Raw genomic sequence first — 16,811 nt, 5'->3', positions numbered from 1 at the left:
AAGACGTTTAAGGAAGATATGTTAATATTTTTAAAGAAAATACATAGGTTATTATATTTCATATCCGTCCTTTTTTTCTTTTCAATATGTTTTCCTTTTTTATATTTCCTTTCTAAGAACCCCAATAAAAATTACTCCTCCATTGTTTGGTTTAGGAAATGGATTTCCATCTTAAGTGTCCATTTAGTAGGCATCAGGTTCAAAATAGAATATGAGGAAGCAATCGACTGGAGCAAACCCTACATCATCTGCCCTAACCATACCTCTATATTAGATATTACAGCACTCACCTACCTTTGTCCGCAGGAATTTTCTTTTATTGGAAAGGTTGAATTGTTAAAGAATCCCGTCACACGTATTTTCTTTAAATCGATCGACATCCCTGTCAACCGTCAGAGCAAGATTTCAGCTTTCAAGGCGTTCAAAAGAGCCACTGAACTGCTACATGAGGGTAAATCGGTTGTTATCTTTCCAGAAGGGAAGATTGATGAAGAGTTCCCCCCGGTATTGCATAAATTTAAGGCTGGCGCCTTTAAAATGGCCATTGAGAACAACATTCCAATACTCCCTGTTGTCATCCATAATGCATGGGAGATCTTATGGGATGATGGCGGAAGATTTGGTTCAAAACCAGGCGTCATAAAAATATCGGTACTCAAACCGATTACATATGACAACAGTTCAAGTCAAAAATATGACTCTATTGAAATAGAAGTCTATGAAAAAATGAAAAAAGTATGGAATCAAGGGAGTTGATTTTAAGAAATGTTTCATTTTAAAACGTTGATTTTCTGAGAAATACACCTGTTAACAAAGAATTAAAGATAATTTCCTTGCATTAGTTAAATTAAATATTATTTTTGCGAAAACGTGAAACTTAATTAAAGAGATATGTATTGGACACTTGAATTAGCTTCTCATTTAGAAGACGCTCCATGGCCAGCGACAAAAGACGAATTAATTGATTATGCGATTCGCTCTGGAGCACCAGTTGAAGTAATTGAGAATCTTCAGGCGTTGGAAGATGATGGTGAACCTTATGAAAACATTGAGGAAATCTGGCCAGATTATCCAACAAAAGATGATTTCTTTTTCAACGAAGACGAATATTAAAATCGGTATAGAAAGCGCCTTGAAGAAGGGCGCTTTTTTAATATCATGGGGATTATATGTTGCAAACCTCCAAACAAATTAATCCTTTCTGCATTTTTTATGTCCATAGAACGACAATAAAATTTACTGAATGAAACATTACTTACTATATTTCTTGCTTTTTCTCAGCCCAACGATCAGCTTCGCACAGTTTGAACATGGAGATGATCGAACCGAAGAATATGCTGTCAATAGCAGGGATATCGCAACAGACTTCATCTACGACCTAAATGATAATGAAATCGCTTTGGATGTCATCCTGAGCAAATGGGTCATCGTGAATGAACCTTCCGATGAACTATATGACTATTTAGAAGTCAGTTTGGAAGAAATCAGACTGAACCTAAACAGTAAAAATATTGAACAGATAGAAATCAAAAACTACGCTGAACTTCCTCGTAAGGAGGTTCGTGATATCGATCCAGAAGATCTGGATGTAGATAATATGTTCTTCGTTTATTACAAGAACAGACTGGTTACCAGCGTCTACGTAGAAGGGGATAAAATCGGATCATTTACTTTGGTATCCAAAGGGAATGAAATGGCTCACTTTGTCACTTATTAACAAAAAATCATTTTTTGAAAGGATTTCTTGCAATTCTCAAAAACATCTTGGATATTTGTTGAACTAACGATGAAAACAGTACAATTCAATACAGCTTGGTGGTGGCACAACAAATAATGTTGTGGCAGACACCTATTGGTTGAATTAAAGAACTAAATAATAGTGGGCTTGCCTTTTCGGCAAGCCCTTTTTTATTGAAAAAAATATGAAAGAAATTTTAGCGCATCTATTTGAATACAAGTCCTTCAGCAGAAAAGAGGCTTACGATATCCTGACGAACATTGCAACTGGAAAATACGATACCCATCAGATTGCTGCCTTTATGACCATCTATGGAATGCGCAGTATCCGAGTGGAGGAGCTAGGCGGTTTCCGAGACGCGATGTATGACCTTTGCAATAAAGTAGACTTCAATGGTTTTGACCTGATTGATATGTGCGGAACCGGGGGTGATGGAAAAAACACCTTCAATATTTCCACACTTGCCTCATTTGTGGTGGCAGGCGCTGGTTACCATGTTGCCAAACATGGCAATGTAGGCGTATCATCCAGTTGCGGATCCTCCAACGTTATGGAGTACTTGGGCTATATATTTACTGCTGACAAAGATGTTCTAAAGAAACAATTAGAAACAGCCAACATCTGTTTCCTACATGCCCCATTGTTTCACCCAGCGATGAAAACCGTAGCGCCAATCCGCAAAGCTTTAGCGGTGAAGACCTTTTTCAATATGTTGGGACCATTGACCAATCCTGCAAACCCGAAATTCCAATCGGTTGGAGTATTTAGTTTGGAATTAGCTAGGCTCTATGCATACCTCTATCAAAACACCGACAAACAATACAGCATCATGCATGCCATGGATGGTTATGATGAAATTTCCTTGACGGGCGACTTCAAGGTTATCAATAATCAAGGGGAGAACTATTATACGGTGGAAGAGCTTGGCTTTACGGCAGTAGCTCCACAAGATCTTGCAGGTGGTGAATCCATCGAAGATGCGGCAAAGATATTCAAACAGATTATCGAGGGTGAAGGAAATGACATCCAGAACAATGTCGTCTTGACCAATGCAGCTTTTGGAATAAAAACCTTCCATCCAGAAAAAAGCTTTGCAGACTGTTATTACGAGGCAGAAGAGTCCCTATTGGGTCACAAGGCCTTGAAAAGCTTTAAAACTTTGATAAATGGCTAGGGAACTATTAGTAAAGGTCTGTGGGATGAAGGAAGAGCAAAACATTTTGCAACTCCTTGAGCTTCCTATCCAGTATATTGGGCATATCTTCTATAAGAAATCAGCACGATATGTTGGAGACCTGGTCAATATTTCCATGGCAAATGACATCAAAAAAACAGGGGTTTTTGTAAATTCCGACTTTGCCGAAATCATGGATGCGACTGAAAGATTCAACCTGAACAGCATCCAACTACATGGACTTGAACCAGTTGAGCTTGCTGCAGCATTAAAGGCCAAAGGCTTGGAAGTCATCAAAGCCTTTGGAATTGATGAAGACTTTGATTGGAAACAATTGGAACCATATATTGGGCAGGTCGATTACTTCCTATTTGACAGCAAGAGCCCAGCTTATGGCGGCACTGGAGTTACCTTCAATTGGCAAAAACTAAAAGAGTACCCCTACGATACGCCCTATTTCTTAAGTGGCGGGCTATCTTTGGAAAACTTACAGGAAGCCGTAAACTTTGAAGACTTGAAACTGATCGGCCTGGATCTCAATTCAAAATTTGAAATCGAACCTGGCCTAAAAGATATAGAAAAATTAATATTAGCATTGAAAACCATCAGAAATGAGCAAATATCAAGTAAATAATAAAGGATACTATGGACCATTCGGCGGGGCCTATATTCCTGAAATGCTTTATCCAAATGTCGAAGAATTGCAAAACCAATACTTGCAAATAATGGAAGACCCTTCTTTCAAGGAAGAATTTGAATACTTATTACGTGATTATGTAGGCAGACCCTCTCCCCTATATCATGCTCAACGTCTTTCGGAAAAATACAATGCCAAAATATTTTTGAAACGTGAAGACCTGAACCATACAGGAGCGCACAAGATCAACAATACCATCGGACAGATCTTGCTTGCCGAGAAACTAGGCAAGAAGCGTATCATTGCAGAAACTGGCGCTGGGCAGCACGGTGTGGCCACGGCTACCGTATGTGCCCTGAAAGGCTTGGAATGTGTGGTTTATATGGGCGAGATCGATATCCAAAGACAGGCTCCCAATGTAGCCCGAATGAAGATGATGGGTGCAAAAGTAGTAGCTGCCACATCAGGGAGCAAAACCCTGAAAGATGCTACCAATGAAGCTTTGAGAGATTGGATAAACAACCCTGTCGACACGCATTACATCATCGGCTCCGTGGTAGGACCACATCCTTATCCAGATATGGTGGCAAGGTTTCAGTCCATTATTTCGGAAGAAACCAAAAAACAATTATTAGAAAAAACAGGCAAGGAAACACCAGATATTGTTATGGCCTGCGTAGGTGGCGGGTCAAATGCAGCAGGCATGTTTTATCACTTTTTAGATGATGAAGATGTACAATTAATTGCTGTTGAAGCTGCTGGCCATGGTGTAGACAGTGGAGAATCCGCCGCGACCACGGTTTTAGGAAATGAAGGGGTACTACATGGCAGCCGTTCGATTCTGATGCAAACGGAACATGGCCAAGTCATCGAACCTTATTCCATCTCGGCCGGACTGGACTATCCAGGAATTGGCCCCCAACATGCTTGGCTTTTCAAATCCGGTCGCGGCTCCTATGTGAGTGCGACAGATGATGAAGCCATGCAGGCAGGACTACAATTGACAAAATTAGAAGGTATCATTCCGGCTATAGAAAGTTCGCATGCATTGGCTCACCTAGAAAAAATGAACTTTAAAGGAGACGAAACTGTGGTCATCTGTCTTTCTGGACGTGGCGACAAGGATTTGGACAATTACATGAAATATTTCGGTTTATAACATGATAAAGATTAACAAACAGGCAAAAGGATTGCTATCTATATATTTTACCGCTGGCTACCCAACGCTGGACAGCACCCTTGATATTGCAGAAGCACTGGAAAAAGCAGGTGCGGATTTCCTTGAAATTGGATTCCCCTACTCGGATCCGGTTGCCGATGGACCTACCATCCAACATAGTTCAGAAGTAGCACTGGAAAACGGCATGACCTTAAAGGTTTTGTTCGAACAATTGAAGGATCTACGAAAAAGAGTCAGTATCCCAGTATTTCTAATGGGTTATGTGAATCCCGTCCTTCAATATGGCGTAGAGAACTTCTGTAAAGCCTGCAAGGAGGTCGGAGTGAACGGCACGATCATCCCTGACCTTCCAATGTATGAATATGAAGAGCTGTACCAAGGAGTATTTGAAGAGAACCAAGTGAGCAATGTCTTTTTGGTAACCCCACAGACATCTGCCGACAGAATTAGAAAAATCGACTCTCTTTCGACAAACTTTATTTATCTCCTTTCTTCGAATGCAACCACTGGAACAAAATTAAATGTTCAGGAACAATCAGAAAGCTATTTCCAGAGGATTAAAGATATGGAGCTAGAGAACCCTGTCGTGATAGGTTTTGGGATCCACAATAAGGACACCTTTCAAAAAGCTACAAAATATGCCAATGGCGCCATTGTAGGAACTGCATTTGTCAAGTTATTGACAGAGGAAAACTACTTGGAGAAAATACCAGATTTCATTTCCTCCATTAAAGGATAGAAAAAAAACCTGATTCAGTTGAATCAGGTTTTTTATTTAATTAACTCTTCTCAGAATTTTGTTGAATAGGAAAATTACCAAGATTCCTGCTGATACTAGGCTTACCAAGCCTAAATACAACAGATTTGGATGTGCAGCTAAAGTTTCCATAAGTCAAAGGTTTATAAAGTAATAAGTCAATTCGAATATAATTAGTGTGAATTCTTTTGACAAGAAAAAATTACAATTAATTATCCACATATTCAGTGTTAGTTTCCTATATTTGAAACCGACATGAGAAAAATTGTAGCCATATGCTTACTATTGATTTATTCTGTATGCAGTACAGGGGCTACTATCCATATGCACCATTGTGGAAAAAGTACCATGTTCTCGGTTCTTGAGGAATCCAAAGTATCACATGACAGTTGCCCTATGTGCAGCAATTTGCACCAAGACCACGATCATGCTGATGATATGGAAACCAACAGCCAATGTGAAGATGACCATACCTGTCAAGATTCCAAAGTAAATTTAGAATTGACTACCGAAAGTGATCAATTGCGTTCAAAAATGCTATTTGGCAGTACTTTCGACTTTTCTCCGGCTATCGTATTGATCCCTTGGATTATCAATCATTGGGTACAAATCATTGAAGATAAACCCGAAGAACCCAATCCTTTCAAACCCGCTCTATTCGCGGAATCCCATTCTGTATACCTTCTCAACTGCACATTCATCATTTGATTAAATAAACTTTCAAAATCAATCTAGACTTTTTGAATTTTTATTAATTACGATGAACTATGCACTTATTTAGATATTTATTAGTATTTATTTTTATAGCTGTGGGCACAGGACTGTTCGCCCAAAACAATATTAACACCGAGAAATTTGAAGTTTCTGGCAATTGTGCCATGTGTAAGAAACGGATCGAGACTGCGGGCAAAGATGCCGGCGCAAAATCCATTGAATGGGATAGCAGTACTGGTATTGCTACTGTAACCTATGATTCCAGCAAAAATTCCTTAGATAAAATTAAACAGGGAATCGCTGAAGCCGGTCATGACACCAAAGAATTCCGTGCACCGGATGCAACCTATGAAGAATTACATGAATGCTGTCTGTACCCTAGAATGGATGCAGAGCAGGAGCATGACCACGACCATGACCATGCGGAGGAAGGCCATCAGCATGAGGAAGGCCAAGAACACAATCACGATGACGATGGCGGACATAACCACGACCATGACCATGAGGTTACTGGAGTCGTAGTTAATGAAAGTGAAAAAGGGGATTTGACCCCTATTACCGAAGTTACCATTTTCTGGTTGGACAACCCGAGCAAAAAGGTTAAGACCAATGAAAATGGCGTTTTCAAAATCATGCACCAGAAGCCTTATAGAAAGTTAGTGATCTCACATGCCAGTATGCAGGGGGATACCATCGAGGTAAAAAACCTACATGAAGTCCTCGTTGTACAGGCAAAGAACAACACTTTACAGGAAATCGTGGTCACTAGAAGACAGAAATCCAATTACATTTCTAAATTGACCCCAAACCGTGTAGAGACTATCACGGCGAAAGAACTTTTCAAGGCGGCATGTTGTGATCTAAGTGAAAGCTTTGAGACGAATGCTTCCGTGGATGTAGTAAGCAGCGATGCCGTAACGGGCAGTAAACAGATCCAAATGCTAGGACTTGCTGGTATCTATACCCAACTTACCGTTGAAGGTCTACCAGGACCTAGAGGCTTCGCTTCACCCTTAGGATTGAACAGTATTGCCGGAACTTGGATCGAAGCCATCAATATCAGCAAAGGCATTGGTTCAGTGGCCAATGGATTTGAAAACATGGCTGGCCAAATCAACGTTGAACTGAAGAAACCCCATAACAGCGAGAAGTTATTTTTTAATGCCTACGCCAACAATATGGGCCGTACCGATGTCAATCTAAACCTTTCGCATCATATCAATGAGAAATGGTCTGTTGGACTATTGCTGCATGATAACTTCATGTACAACAAGAAAATGAACTTCAGTGACAATGGCTTCCGTGATATTCCAGTAGGAAACCTATTCTCAGGTGTAAACCGTTGGCATTTCGAAAACGGCAAAGGAATCATTGCCCAGTTCGGCGTGAAATTCCTTCACGATGATAGAATTGGTGGACAGATTGAATTCAACGAGAATACTGATAAATTGACGACCAATAAATATGGTCTAGGATTCAAAAACCAAAGAATTGAAGGTTTTGGTAAATTGGGCTATGTATTCCCGACAAACAAACACCGTAGTATCGGGCTTCAATTATCTGCAAGTCAATATAAACAAGAAAGTTTCTTTGGATTGAACACCTACGATAATGAACAAAACTCCTATTATGCAAACCTATTGTTCCAGGATATCATCGGCGATGTATCCCACAAATATAAGGTTGGAGCTTCTGTTCAATATGACCACTATGATGAAGATCTGAAACGCGAAAATTCCAACAATGACTATGCCTACAATTTTGGCCGTAAAGAGGCTGTAACTGGCGTATTTGCAGAATACACCTTCAGCCCTAGCGAAAAGTTTGATGCTGTATTGGGAATCCGTCAGGATTACAACAATCTATATGGTTGGTTTACTACGCCAAGAGCAGTTTTGCGTTATGAGCCAATCCTGGGAACTACCCTCCGCTTAAGCTCAGGTCGCGGACAGCGTACTGCCAATATCTTTGCCGAAAACCTAGGTATCTTTGCCTCAAGCAGGGCTATCAACGGATTGGCAAACCTTGCTAGTGGCGAACATGCCTATGGACTTAAACCAGAAGTATCTTGGAATACAGGATTTACTGTTGACCAAAGCTTCCAGCTTTTCGGAAGGGAATCTGGCGTGTCCGTGGAACTATTCCATAACAACTTCCAAAATCAAGTAGTCGTTGATTTTGAAAACCCCCGTGAAGTATCATTCTATAACTTAGACGGGAAATCATACTCCAATAGCTTACAGGCTGAATTCAGATTTATGCCCGCTCCACACTTCGAAGCCAGAATGGCTTACCGTATGCTCGATGTGGAAACAGAATATAAATCAGGAAAGCTACAGAAACCGTTGACTGCTAAGCACCGTGGATTCATGAACCTAGCCTACAATACCCATTCAGGCTGGCATTTTGACTATACGCTGAACGTAGTGGGCAAAAAAAGATTGCCTAATACCAGCAGTAATCCAGTAGAATATCAATTGGCAAGTCAATCTGATGCCTATGTAACCATGAATGCTCAGGTGAGCAAAACATTGGGCAAGAACAAAAATTTTGATATTTATATCGGTGGGGAAAACTTAAGCAACTTCTATCAAAAAGATCCAATCTTGGCGTTTGACCAACCATTTGGTCAACATTTTGACACAAACATGCTTTGGGGACCTATGACCGGTAGAATGTTCTACACAGGAATTAGATATCATATTAAGTAAGGGTAAATGTAAATAAATGGGGCGGAAAATTAATTTTCCGCCCTTTATTTTAATATCTAAAGCTAGATTTATACAGCAAACATTTCCTTGAGTTCCTTTTGCAACCTGGCCGTAGGCAATCCGATCACATTTTCATAAGAACCTTCAATTCTCTCAATACCAATTCTGCCTATCCATTCTTGAATGCCGTAAGAGCCTGCCTTATCCATGGGCTGATAGTTTTTAACATAATAATTGATTTCCTCTTTCTCCAATTTGTTGAACCATACCTTCGTCGCCTCAACAAATGATCTTGTCTCGCCTTGATAAGCCATGGCAACTGCAGTAAAGACCAAATGTTCCTTGCCGCTTAGGCCAGTAATTACCTCTACAGCCTCTTCGGCATCCTTTGGCTTCCCTATTACAGCAGACAAATGATCTACGACAATGGTATCAGCGCAAATAATTAACTTATCATATAATGAAGGTTCATGGAATGCCGCCAATTTTGCTTCTGCAATATGTTGAACGACCTCTTCAGGAGACAAGGTTTCATCAAAGGATTCATCGGTTTCCCGAACCTCTACCGTGAAATCTATATCCATGGACTTCAATAGCTCCTTTCTTCGGGGTGATTTAGAACCCAAGATGATTGGGATCGCTTTTAATTTTTCTTGGACTATCATTAAACACTCTTTATTTCTGTCTGTACGCCCCAACGACCTTTCAATTTCAATATTTTCTCCAAGACATCACGGACAACTCCTTCCCCTCCTTTTTTCGGTGACATGTAATGCGAGATGGTCTTGATATCCTCCACGGCATCACTAGGACAGACAGCGATTCCCACTACCTGCATTACCTCATAATCTGGCATGTCATCTCCTACGTACATCAAATCCTCCATTTGCAATTCGTGTTTTTCGGTAAGTTGGGTCATGACATCCATTTTATTTCTTACACCTAAATGTATCTCTTGAATACCCAGACCTTCCAATCTCTTTCTGACACCCTCGGAATTTCCACCTGATATCACCCAAATATCTAAACCCATTTTAATTGCCAATTGCATGGCATAGCCATCTTTCACAAAAAAAGAACGCAACTGTTCACCCGCTTCTGTAACCAAAAGTCGGCCATCCGTCAGGACCCCGTCAACATCTAAAACAACTGCTTTGATTGCAGCAAATTTCTTAAGCACCATAATCAATTGATATTTCCAAAAGTAAATATTTTTTATAGACCAAAATTTTGAATTGTTAATTCATTTACGCCAAAGTTTTATTTGTTGCAACAGATAAATCACGGTATTGTCAGAAAATGGTTGCAAGGGAAACTTTTTATTGACATTTCTTTGTAAATGTTAATTCTCACCGTACCTTTGTTTCATAATTCGAAGGATAAGTAGAATTTATATTAAAATTGTCTTTTCATAATTTAGGTTTATAATTGGTTAGTATCAAACCCTGGCGCCCATCGTCAGGGTTTTTTCGTTTATAAACCTTCATAATTCCATAAAAAAAGCCATGATTTCAGAAAGCGCTAAACTTTCTTAATCATGGCTTTTCTTATTGATTGAGATAATTTATTTTTTATCAGGTCCTTGCGGCTTCGCTATAGATGTTCTCATATCGGTATCTGCTTGGATATTTTGCATTTTATAGTAGTCCATTATACCCAAGTTGCCATTTCTGAATGCTTCAGCCATAGCCATTGGAACTTGCGATTCAGCTTCGATTACCTTAGCCTTGGCTTCCTGAGCTTTCGCACGCATTTCCTGTTCGGTTGCAACAGCCATCGCTCTACGTTCTTCGGCTCTTGCATTAGCAACTTTTAGGTCTGCCTCGGCCTGATCGGTCTGAAGTTTCGCACCTACGTTTTCACCAATATCGATGTCTGCAATATCAATGGATAAGATTTCAAAGGCCGTTCCGGAATCCAATCCCTTGGAAAGAACAGTTTTTGAAATACGGTCTGGATTTTCCAAAACCTCCTTATGGTTGGCAGAGGAACCAATTGTTGTCACAATACCTTCACCGACACGGGCAAGAATGGTTTCTTCACCAGCACCCCCGACCAATTGATTGATATTTGCACGAACGGTAACCCTTGCCTTCGCAATCAACTGAATACCATCTTTTGCGACGGCTGCAACTGGAGGCGTATTGATAACCTGAGGATTTACGGAAAGCTGTACCGCATCAAAAACATCACGTCCCGCAAGGTCAATGGCTGTGGCCAACTTAAAATCCAAAGGAATATTTGCTTTATCCGCAGAAATCAGTGCCTTGATTACTTTATTTACATTTCCTCCCGCTAAATAGTGGGTTTCGATCTCATTGGAAGTAATTTTCAAGCCGGCTTTAGTCGAGGTAATCATGGCATTGGTCACCAAGGATGGTGGAACCTTACGCAATCTCATCAGTACTAAATTCAAAAGACTGATCTTTACATTCGACAATTGGGCCGTAAACCAAAGATTTACTGGCAACAAATACAACAGGAAAAAAATAGCTATTACTGACCCAGTAATGATTAGAACTAATTGAATCGGTGAATCCATTAATTTTTAGATTAATATTGTTTCTGACTTCTTAAAGATAAAAAAATATTCCGAACATGTTAGCTTTACCTCAATATCCATGATATTTCAACGAAAAAAGGTTATAAAAAATTAATAAACAATAAAAAACTATTTTTAAATTTAGGTGTTACACCAAGCAACCGATTGGTAAAAGGAATGATTTCGATATTTTTTAATACAGAATTCATTCTTAAAACGCTAATTATTAATTTTTTATACCGACAAAATTAAAATTTAAATCATTAATTTAGATTTTATTATTTCGACAATTTTATAGAATTGGACCAAGTAAATTATGGAAAAACAAGTGTTACTAAGTATAAAACAGATATATGGTGCTAATGATTCTTATTTAGTTCATTACCTTTGTCATAATTTTCTAAAAACTAACGCGATTTAATCACTTCTCTTGATTGTGGTTTCAAGTTTTAATTAGAAGAACATTATTTACATCTCTGTGCTGGATAATGAAATTTATACTTATGAAATTTAAAGTTAACATTCTATTCTAACATGAATAAGTTTAGTCAATTAAAGTGGCAATTTATAGTCAGCATTATTGTCGCTAATCTAATCATAATATTCTCCTATTGGTATTTCCTGAACAAACAACGCGAGTATTCAGAGACCATTAACGGTTATATAGAACTGGCGCAAAAACAATTCTACAACATCCAAGAATGGGAACTTGATATCCAGAAACTCTCCAAATACAAGAACCTGGAAAAAAGTGCAGATCCCCTGACAGTGGAACAACTAGAAGATGAAATCCATGGCTTGATTTTACAGATCGAACGTCCAAATGAGCTGTACCAGACTCCACCAAAGTCTGTGGAACATATTAAAGCTATAACGGCTTCCATTAGTGCTAACGAACACGATTTCAACACCGAGTCAACTGACGAAATCTTTAAGTCCCTAGCCAATGAACAAACGATAATAAATCAGGCTAGAAATTCCTTCACAAATGATGTGATTGAAGCCAGGAAAAAGCTCACTGATAAAAAATCCAAAGAACTTGCTAGTACAAGGGTGTATACCGCCGTTTTTGGTATCCTATCCCTATTAGGTATATTCTTTGCTTTCATCCAAACGCTGCGTATTCTTGAATACCTGCGCAGAAATACAAGAAAGGAAAAGGAATTAAACCACAACTTGACCAAAACCTCTGAAGAACTGGAAAGTGTCAATTGGGTGCTTACCAATTCCTCCAAACTCCATAATAACATCTCAGGCGTTTCTACGGAATCTGAAATTGCCAAAACTTCACTGAATGTGATCTCGGAAGTGACCAATTCTTTTGCTGGGGCATTTTATGTCCGAAAGATCGACTCCTATGAATTCAGGATACGTGACTCAAAAGGCCTAGACCCAAAAGATAAAATTGAGATATTCCGTCATGGCGAAGGGATTTTGGGATCGGTCGTAGAATCTAAAAAACCGCAGATTCTATCCTCGATTGACGTCAGCAATAGCAAGATAAAAACCGGGGTAATCAAATCCATTGAAGCCGACGTGATTTTATTCCCAGTGGTATATGAAGATTATTGCATCGCCCTGATAGAGATCATCGGATCCTTTCCAGATTCCAAGAAAGAAAACATCATCAACTACCTAACCCGAACTAGCCGTTCTATAGGTTCAGCTTTACATAGCCGTCAAAGCCATGCCTTAGTTGAAGGCCTGCTTGAAGAAACCCAAAGACAAACGGAAGAATTAGAAGCTCAACAGGAAGAATTGAGAATAACCAATGAAGAACTGGTTTATAAGACCAATCTATTGGAAGCTTCCGAAGAAGAGCTTCGGGTACAGCAGGAAGAACTTTCTCAAGCCAATAAAGAGCTTAACGAAAAAGCTGCAGAGCTTGAAAAGCGCAATAACGACCTTAATCATGCCCATACTGTCGTAGAACAGAAAATCACGGAAGTAGAGCAGGCAAGTAAATATAAATCCGAGTTTATGGCCAATATGAGCCACGAACTAAGGACTCCACTCAATAGTATCTTGATCCTTGCCAAGTTGTTGCAGGACAACAAACATAGCAACCTAAGTGAAGAACAGGTCAAATATGCCTCTGTAATTCATAATGCGGGTTCGGACCTACTGCAATTGATCAATGAACTCTTAGACCTAGCGAAAATTGAATCCGGGAAAGTAGAGATCCACAAGGACAGCATCAATAGCAAACATTTTGCTGCAAATCTTGAATCCCTATTTAAAGAGGTGGCAAAAGAAAAGTCTATCCGATTTAATATCGATATTAAAAAGGCGCCGGAACAATTTATTTCCGATGAATACCGCTTGGAACAAGTATTAAAGAACTTCCTTTCCAATGCATTCAAATTCACGGATCATAATGGAGAGATCAATCTGCAGATCATCAAACAATCTGGAAACTTACATTTTGCGGTTTCCGATAATGGAAAAGGGATCTCAGAAGACAAACAAGCTTTGATATTCGAAGCTTTCCGTCAGGAAGATGGATCTACAAGCCGCAAATATGGTGGAACAGGTCTGGGCTTGTCGATTTCGAAGGAGATTTCCTCTTTATTAGGCGGTCGAATTACCTTGGAAAGTGAATCTGGAAAAGGAAGTAAATTCACCTTGATCATTCCATTTACGGAATATAAAGACGCAGCTCCTGCGAAAGAAGCAGCCATAAAAACAACTCCGCCAGCAATTAAGGAAACAGCAGCAGCAAAACCCGCAGCTGTCGTAGAACCTGGACCAATTGCGGAGGTCGTAAGAGAGAAGAAATCTATCCTGATCATTGAAGACGATGTTAATTTTGCGGATATCCTGAAGGAATTTGCTCTAGAATTTGGCTTCAATGTCTTAAATGCCTATGATGGTGTTGCAGGTATCCAGATGGCCAAGGAAAATATTCCTGATGCTATTATTCTGGATGTGATGCTTCCATTGGCTGATGGCTGGGAAGTCCTGAAAACCTTAAAGGCAAACGAGACGACCAAGCATATCCCGATCCACATGATGTCTGCAGCTAATTTCAACAAGAAAGATTTCCTTGAAAGTGGCGCTATAGGCTTTATGGCAAAACCGGTTACTGGAGAAAGCATTGGAGTAGCCTTTGAAAACATTAAACTCAACATCAATAAGGACCTTAAGAAGATCCTATTGATCGAAGATCAGGAATTCCAAAGTGACCTGATCAAAAAGGCTTTTGCTGAACAGAACATCAATGTAATCCAAGCCTTCACGGTAGAATCAGGATTGAAAAAACTTGAACAGGAAAAGAATCTGGACTGTATCATCTTGGACGTGAAACTGCCTGATGGTAGCGGTCTTGAGATGTTGGATGTCATCAAATCGAATCCAAAATTTGAGAAACTTCCGGTCATCATCAATACAGCATATGATTTGAGCTCAGAGCAGACCGAAAGAATCATGCGCCATACACAATCTATGGTATTAAAATCAAGTAAATCCAACAATAGATTGATCGATGAGGTAAACCTTTTCTTAAACAAGCTATCTGCTCCGGCATATAATCCGATCAAGCATCCAGAGAAGATTGGTCCTAAAGAAAATTATGGAACAAGCACATTGGATCATAAAACGGTGCTAATAGCAGATGACGATATGCGAAATGTATTTGCATTGACCTCATCGCTACAGCAATATAACATGCAGATTGAGATTGCCAACAACGGCCTGGAAGCTTTAAACATCATTAACGATGAGCAAAAGGAAGTGGACATCGTCCTGATGGATATCATGATGCCAGAGATGGATGGTTATGAGGCCATCCAAGAAATCAGGAAAAACAAGAAATTTAAAGACCTGCCTATTATCGCCGTTACGGCGAAGGCAATGAAGGGAGATCGGGAAAAATCCATTGAATTGGGAGCAAACGATTATGTGAGCAAACCCATCGACCTTGATAAATTAGTATCATTAATGCAAGTATGGCTGAGTTAAGAGATTCCAATGAATTGAGTTTTTCAGAAGTAGAAGAAATTGTCTTTCTATTGAAGAATGTGTCAGATTTTGATCTGTCCGGATATACTCGCTCTTCATTGAAACGCAGAATCCAACGTATCATGAACCTGGAGGACATGGATATGGTGGATTTAAAGAATGCATTGGTCAACGTTGAGGGATTCCAGCAATATTTCATACAGGAAGTCACGGTAAATGTGACTGAAATGTTTCGGGACCCTGGATTCTTCAACAAACTCAACAAGGATATCATCCCCTACTTACAGACTTTCCCTAGGATAAAAATATGGAGTGCAGGTTGTTCAACCGGTGAAGAGGTTTATTCCCTGGCCATTCTGTTAAAGGAAAACAATCTAAGTGACCGTGCTTTTATTTATGGAACCGACATCAACAGTAAAGTGCTCGAAGTTGCCAAAAAAGGGATCTATCCCATCAATAAATTCAAGGAATATTCTGACAACTTCAATGCATACAACTCAACAGAAAGTCTTTCCAACTATTATACGGCAAGATATGATGCAGCGATCATTAACCATGACCTGAGGCAAAACATCCTGTTCTCAACCCATAACCTGGCAACCGATCAAGTCTTTAATGAGTTCCAATTAATAACGTGCAGAAATGTACTGATTTATTTTGATCTCAAACTTCAGGAACATGTCATCAACCTATTTTACCAATCCTTGGCACTGTTTGGATTTTTATGCCTAGGTACAAAAGAGACTTTAATGAGGCATGAGATTATGGATAATTTTAAGGTCATCGACAAGGAGTACAACATCTATCAAAAAATAAAATAGAAATGGAAAACCTGGCAAAACATATCATAGTAATTGGTGGCTCTGCAGGCGCTTATGAATTGATCGTGGAAATCCTCGATCATCTGCCCAGCAAATTTGCCGATGCTATTGTCATTGTATTGCATAGAAATTCGAAATACGAAACTAAAATCGAAACGAGTTTATCTAAAAGATTGAACCGGAATGTTATTTCGGTACGTGATAAACTGCCAATTTTGGAAAACCATATTTATTTCGCTCCCCCGGGCTACCATACACTGGTAGAACCAGATTATATATTTTCCTTGGACATTTCAGACCCCGTACAGTTTTCAAGACCTTCTATCGATGTGTTTTTCGACTCTGTAGCGGCTGTTTACAACAAGGATGCGACTGCTTTTCTTCTTTCAGGAGCCAACAACGATGGATCATCCGGCCTGAAGGCCATGGTTGATCAAGGTGCAGCATGTTATGTCCAAGACCCCAAAGAAGCCATTATTGACACCATGCCCTTGGCTGGAACACAGGTCTCTAAAAAAGTGCAAGTCATTTCAAATCAACATATCGTAGATTATTTCAGTCAATTAAAGTAATGTCA

15 protein-coding genes are annotated in these 16,811 nt (G+C 39.5%); 12 read left to right on the top strand and 3 right to left on the bottom strand.

Annotation, left to right across the window (positions count from 1 at the left end):
- Nucleotides 1-18: 18 nt before the first annotated feature.
- The 9 genes from NMK93_RS02595 to NMK93_RS02555 all read left to right on the top strand — a co-directional run bounded on the left by NMK93_RS02595 (nucleotide 19) and on the right by NMK93_RS02555 (nucleotide 8,911).
- Nucleotides 19-756: a 1-acyl-sn-glycerol-3-phosphate acyltransferase gene (locus NMK93_RS02595; RefSeq protein WP_254526453.1), complete on the top strand. Its 738-nt coding sequence runs from the start codon at nucleotides 19-21 to the stop codon at nucleotides 754-756.
- 135 nt (nucleotides 757-891) lie between these two features.
- A complete protein-coding gene (locus NMK93_RS02590) occupies nucleotides 892-1,113 on the top strand; it encodes a DUF2795 domain-containing protein (protein WP_002996718.1) in 222 nt (73 codons plus the stop codon).
- Between the two features lie 130 nt (nucleotides 1,114-1,243).
- The gene (locus tag NMK93_RS02585) at nucleotides 1,244-1,717 is read left to right on the top strand and encodes a hypothetical protein (protein ID WP_254526454.1); all 474 of its coding nucleotides are present in this window, start codon (nucleotides 1,244-1,246) and stop codon (nucleotides 1,715-1,717) included.
- A 205-nt stretch (nucleotides 1,718-1,922) separates the two neighbouring features.
- Complete coding sequence (gene trpD, locus NMK93_RS02580; RefSeq protein ID WP_254526455.1) at nucleotides 1,923-2,912, top strand: anthranilate phosphoribosyltransferase; 990 nt, start codon at nucleotides 1,923-1,925, stop codon at nucleotides 2,910-2,912.
- Nucleotides 2,905-3,546, top strand: coding sequence for a phosphoribosylanthranilate isomerase (locus NMK93_RS02575; protein ID WP_254526456.1), 642 nt, complete (start codon nucleotides 2,905-2,907; stop codon nucleotides 3,544-3,546). The genes trpD and NMK93_RS02575 overlap by 8 nt, the downstream gene beginning before the upstream one ends.
- Nucleotides 3,524-4,708: a tryptophan synthase subunit beta gene (gene trpB, locus NMK93_RS02570; protein ID WP_254526457.1), complete on the top strand. Its 1,185-nt coding sequence runs from the start codon at nucleotides 3,524-3,526 to the stop codon at nucleotides 4,706-4,708. The genes NMK93_RS02575 and trpB overlap by 23 nt, the downstream gene beginning before the upstream one ends.
- A 1-nt stretch (nucleotide 4,709) precedes the next feature.
- Nucleotides 4,710-5,468 carry a tryptophan synthase subunit alpha gene (gene trpA / locus NMK93_RS02565; protein ID WP_254526458.1) on the top strand — a complete coding sequence of 253 codons (759 nt, stop codon included), beginning with the start codon at nucleotides 4,710-4,712 and terminating at the stop codon, nucleotides 5,466-5,468.
- Nucleotides 5,469-5,741: 273 nt separating this feature from the next.
- The gene (locus NMK93_RS02560) at nucleotides 5,742-6,194 is read left to right on the top strand and encodes a hypothetical protein (protein ID WP_254526459.1); all 453 of its coding nucleotides are present in this window, start codon (nucleotides 5,742-5,744) and stop codon (nucleotides 6,192-6,194) included.
- Between the two features lie 59 nt (nucleotides 6,195-6,253).
- Nucleotides 6,254-8,911 (top strand): TonB-dependent receptor, encoded by a 2,658-nt coding sequence (locus NMK93_RS02555; protein ID WP_254526460.1) that lies wholly within the window; start codon nucleotides 6,254-6,256, stop codon nucleotides 8,909-8,911.
- Nucleotides 8,912-8,979: 68 nt separating this feature from the next.
- On the opposite strand, the gene NMK93_RS02550 is transcribed toward NMK93_RS02555, so the two are convergent.
- The 3 genes from NMK93_RS02550 to floA all read right to left on the bottom strand — a co-directional run bounded on the left by NMK93_RS02550 (nucleotide 8,980) and on the right by floA (nucleotide 11,453).
- Complete coding sequence (locus NMK93_RS02550; protein WP_254526461.1) at nucleotides 8,980-9,576, bottom strand: Maf family nucleotide pyrophosphatase; 597 nt, start codon at nucleotides 9,574-9,576, stop codon at nucleotides 8,980-8,982.
- Nucleotides 9,576-10,094 carry an HAD family hydrolase gene (locus NMK93_RS02545; RefSeq protein ID WP_254526462.1) on the bottom strand — a complete coding sequence of 173 codons (519 nt, stop codon included), beginning with the start codon at nucleotides 10,092-10,094 and terminating at the stop codon, nucleotides 9,576-9,578. Before NMK93_RS02545 ends, NMK93_RS02550 begins: the two co-directional genes overlap by 1 nt.
- A 381-nt stretch (nucleotides 10,095-10,475) precedes the next feature.
- Nucleotides 10,476-11,453: a flotillin-like protein FloA gene (gene floA, locus NMK93_RS02540; protein WP_185211185.1), complete on the bottom strand. Its 978-nt coding sequence runs from the start codon at nucleotides 11,451-11,453 to the stop codon at nucleotides 10,476-10,478.
- A 534-nt stretch (nucleotides 11,454-11,987) separates the two neighbouring features.
- Between floA and NMK93_RS02535 the strand changes: the two genes are divergently transcribed.
- From NMK93_RS02535 to NMK93_RS02525, 3 genes are read left to right on the top strand one after another with little or no spacing between them, the layout of a single operon-like run.
- Nucleotides 11,988-15,413: a response regulator gene (locus NMK93_RS02535; RefSeq protein ID WP_254526463.1), complete on the top strand. Its 3,426-nt coding sequence runs from the start codon at nucleotides 11,988-11,990 to the stop codon at nucleotides 15,411-15,413.
- Nucleotides 15,401-16,234 carry a protein-glutamate O-methyltransferase CheR gene (locus NMK93_RS02530; RefSeq protein WP_185215955.1) on the top strand — a complete coding sequence of 278 codons (834 nt, stop codon included), beginning with the start codon at nucleotides 15,401-15,403 and terminating at the stop codon, nucleotides 16,232-16,234. The genes NMK93_RS02535 and NMK93_RS02530 overlap by 13 nt, the downstream gene beginning before the upstream one ends.
- Nucleotides 16,235-16,236: 2 nt before the next feature.
- A complete protein-coding gene (locus NMK93_RS02525; RefSeq protein WP_185211191.1) occupies nucleotides 16,237-16,806 on the top strand; it encodes a chemotaxis protein CheB in 570 nt (189 codons plus the stop codon).
- Nucleotides 16,807-16,811 lie beyond the last annotated feature (5 nt).

Origin of the sequence: Sphingobacterium sp. LZ7M1 (assembly GCF_024296865.1) — a bacterium.
Taxonomy (GTDB): Bacteria; Bacteroidota; Bacteroidia; order Sphingobacteriales; family Sphingobacteriaceae; genus Sphingobacterium.
Note: the sequence above shows the minus strand (reverse complement) of the source record. Positions and strands in the feature narration are given on the sequence as shown.

Bases quoted from the DNA above. Each gene is read 5' to 3' on its own strand.
- NMK93_RS02595 (WP_254526453.1), top strand. From the start codon at position 19: ATGTTAATATTTTTAAAGAAAATACATAGGTTATTATATTTCATATCC.
- NMK93_RS02590 (WP_002996718.1), top strand. From the start codon at position 892: ATGTATTGGACACTTGAATTAGCTTCTCATTTAGAAGACGCTCCATGG.
- NMK93_RS02585 (WP_254526454.1), top strand. From the start codon at position 1,244: ATGAAACATTACTTACTATATTTCTTGCTTTTTCTCAGCCCAACGATC.
- trpD (WP_254526455.1), top strand. From the start codon at position 1,923: ATGAAAGAAATTTTAGCGCATCTATTTGAATACAAGTCCTTCAGCAGA.
- NMK93_RS02575 (WP_254526456.1), top strand. From the start codon at position 2,905: ATGGCTAGGGAACTATTAGTAAAGGTCTGTGGGATGAAGGAAGAGCAA.
- trpB (WP_254526457.1), top strand. From the start codon at position 3,524: ATGAGCAAATATCAAGTAAATAATAAAGGATACTATGGACCATTCGGC.
- trpA (WP_254526458.1), top strand. From the start codon at position 4,710: ATGATAAAGATTAACAAACAGGCAAAAGGATTGCTATCTATATATTTT.
- NMK93_RS02560 (WP_254526459.1), top strand. From the start codon at position 5,742: ATGAGAAAAATTGTAGCCATATGCTTACTATTGATTTATTCTGTATGC.
- NMK93_RS02555 (WP_254526460.1), top strand. From the start codon at position 6,254: ATGCACTTATTTAGATATTTATTAGTATTTATTTTTATAGCTGTGGGC.
- NMK93_RS02550 (WP_254526461.1), bottom strand. From the start codon at position 9,576: ATGATAGTCCAAGAAAAATTAAAAGCGATCCCAATCATCTTGGGTTCT.
- NMK93_RS02545 (WP_254526462.1), bottom strand. From the start codon at position 10,094: ATGGTGCTTAAGAAATTTGCTGCAATCAAAGCAGTTGTTTTAGATGTT.
- floA (WP_185211185.1), bottom strand. From the start codon at position 11,453: ATGGATTCACCGATTCAATTAGTTCTAATCATTACTGGGTCAGTAATA.
- NMK93_RS02535 (WP_254526463.1), top strand. From the start codon at position 11,988: ATGAATAAGTTTAGTCAATTAAAGTGGCAATTTATAGTCAGCATTATT.
- NMK93_RS02530 (WP_185215955.1), top strand. From the start codon at position 15,401: ATGGCTGAGTTAAGAGATTCCAATGAATTGAGTTTTTCAGAAGTAGAA.
- NMK93_RS02525 (WP_185211191.1), top strand. From the start codon at position 16,237: ATGGAAAACCTGGCAAAACATATCATAGTAATTGGTGGCTCTGCAGGC.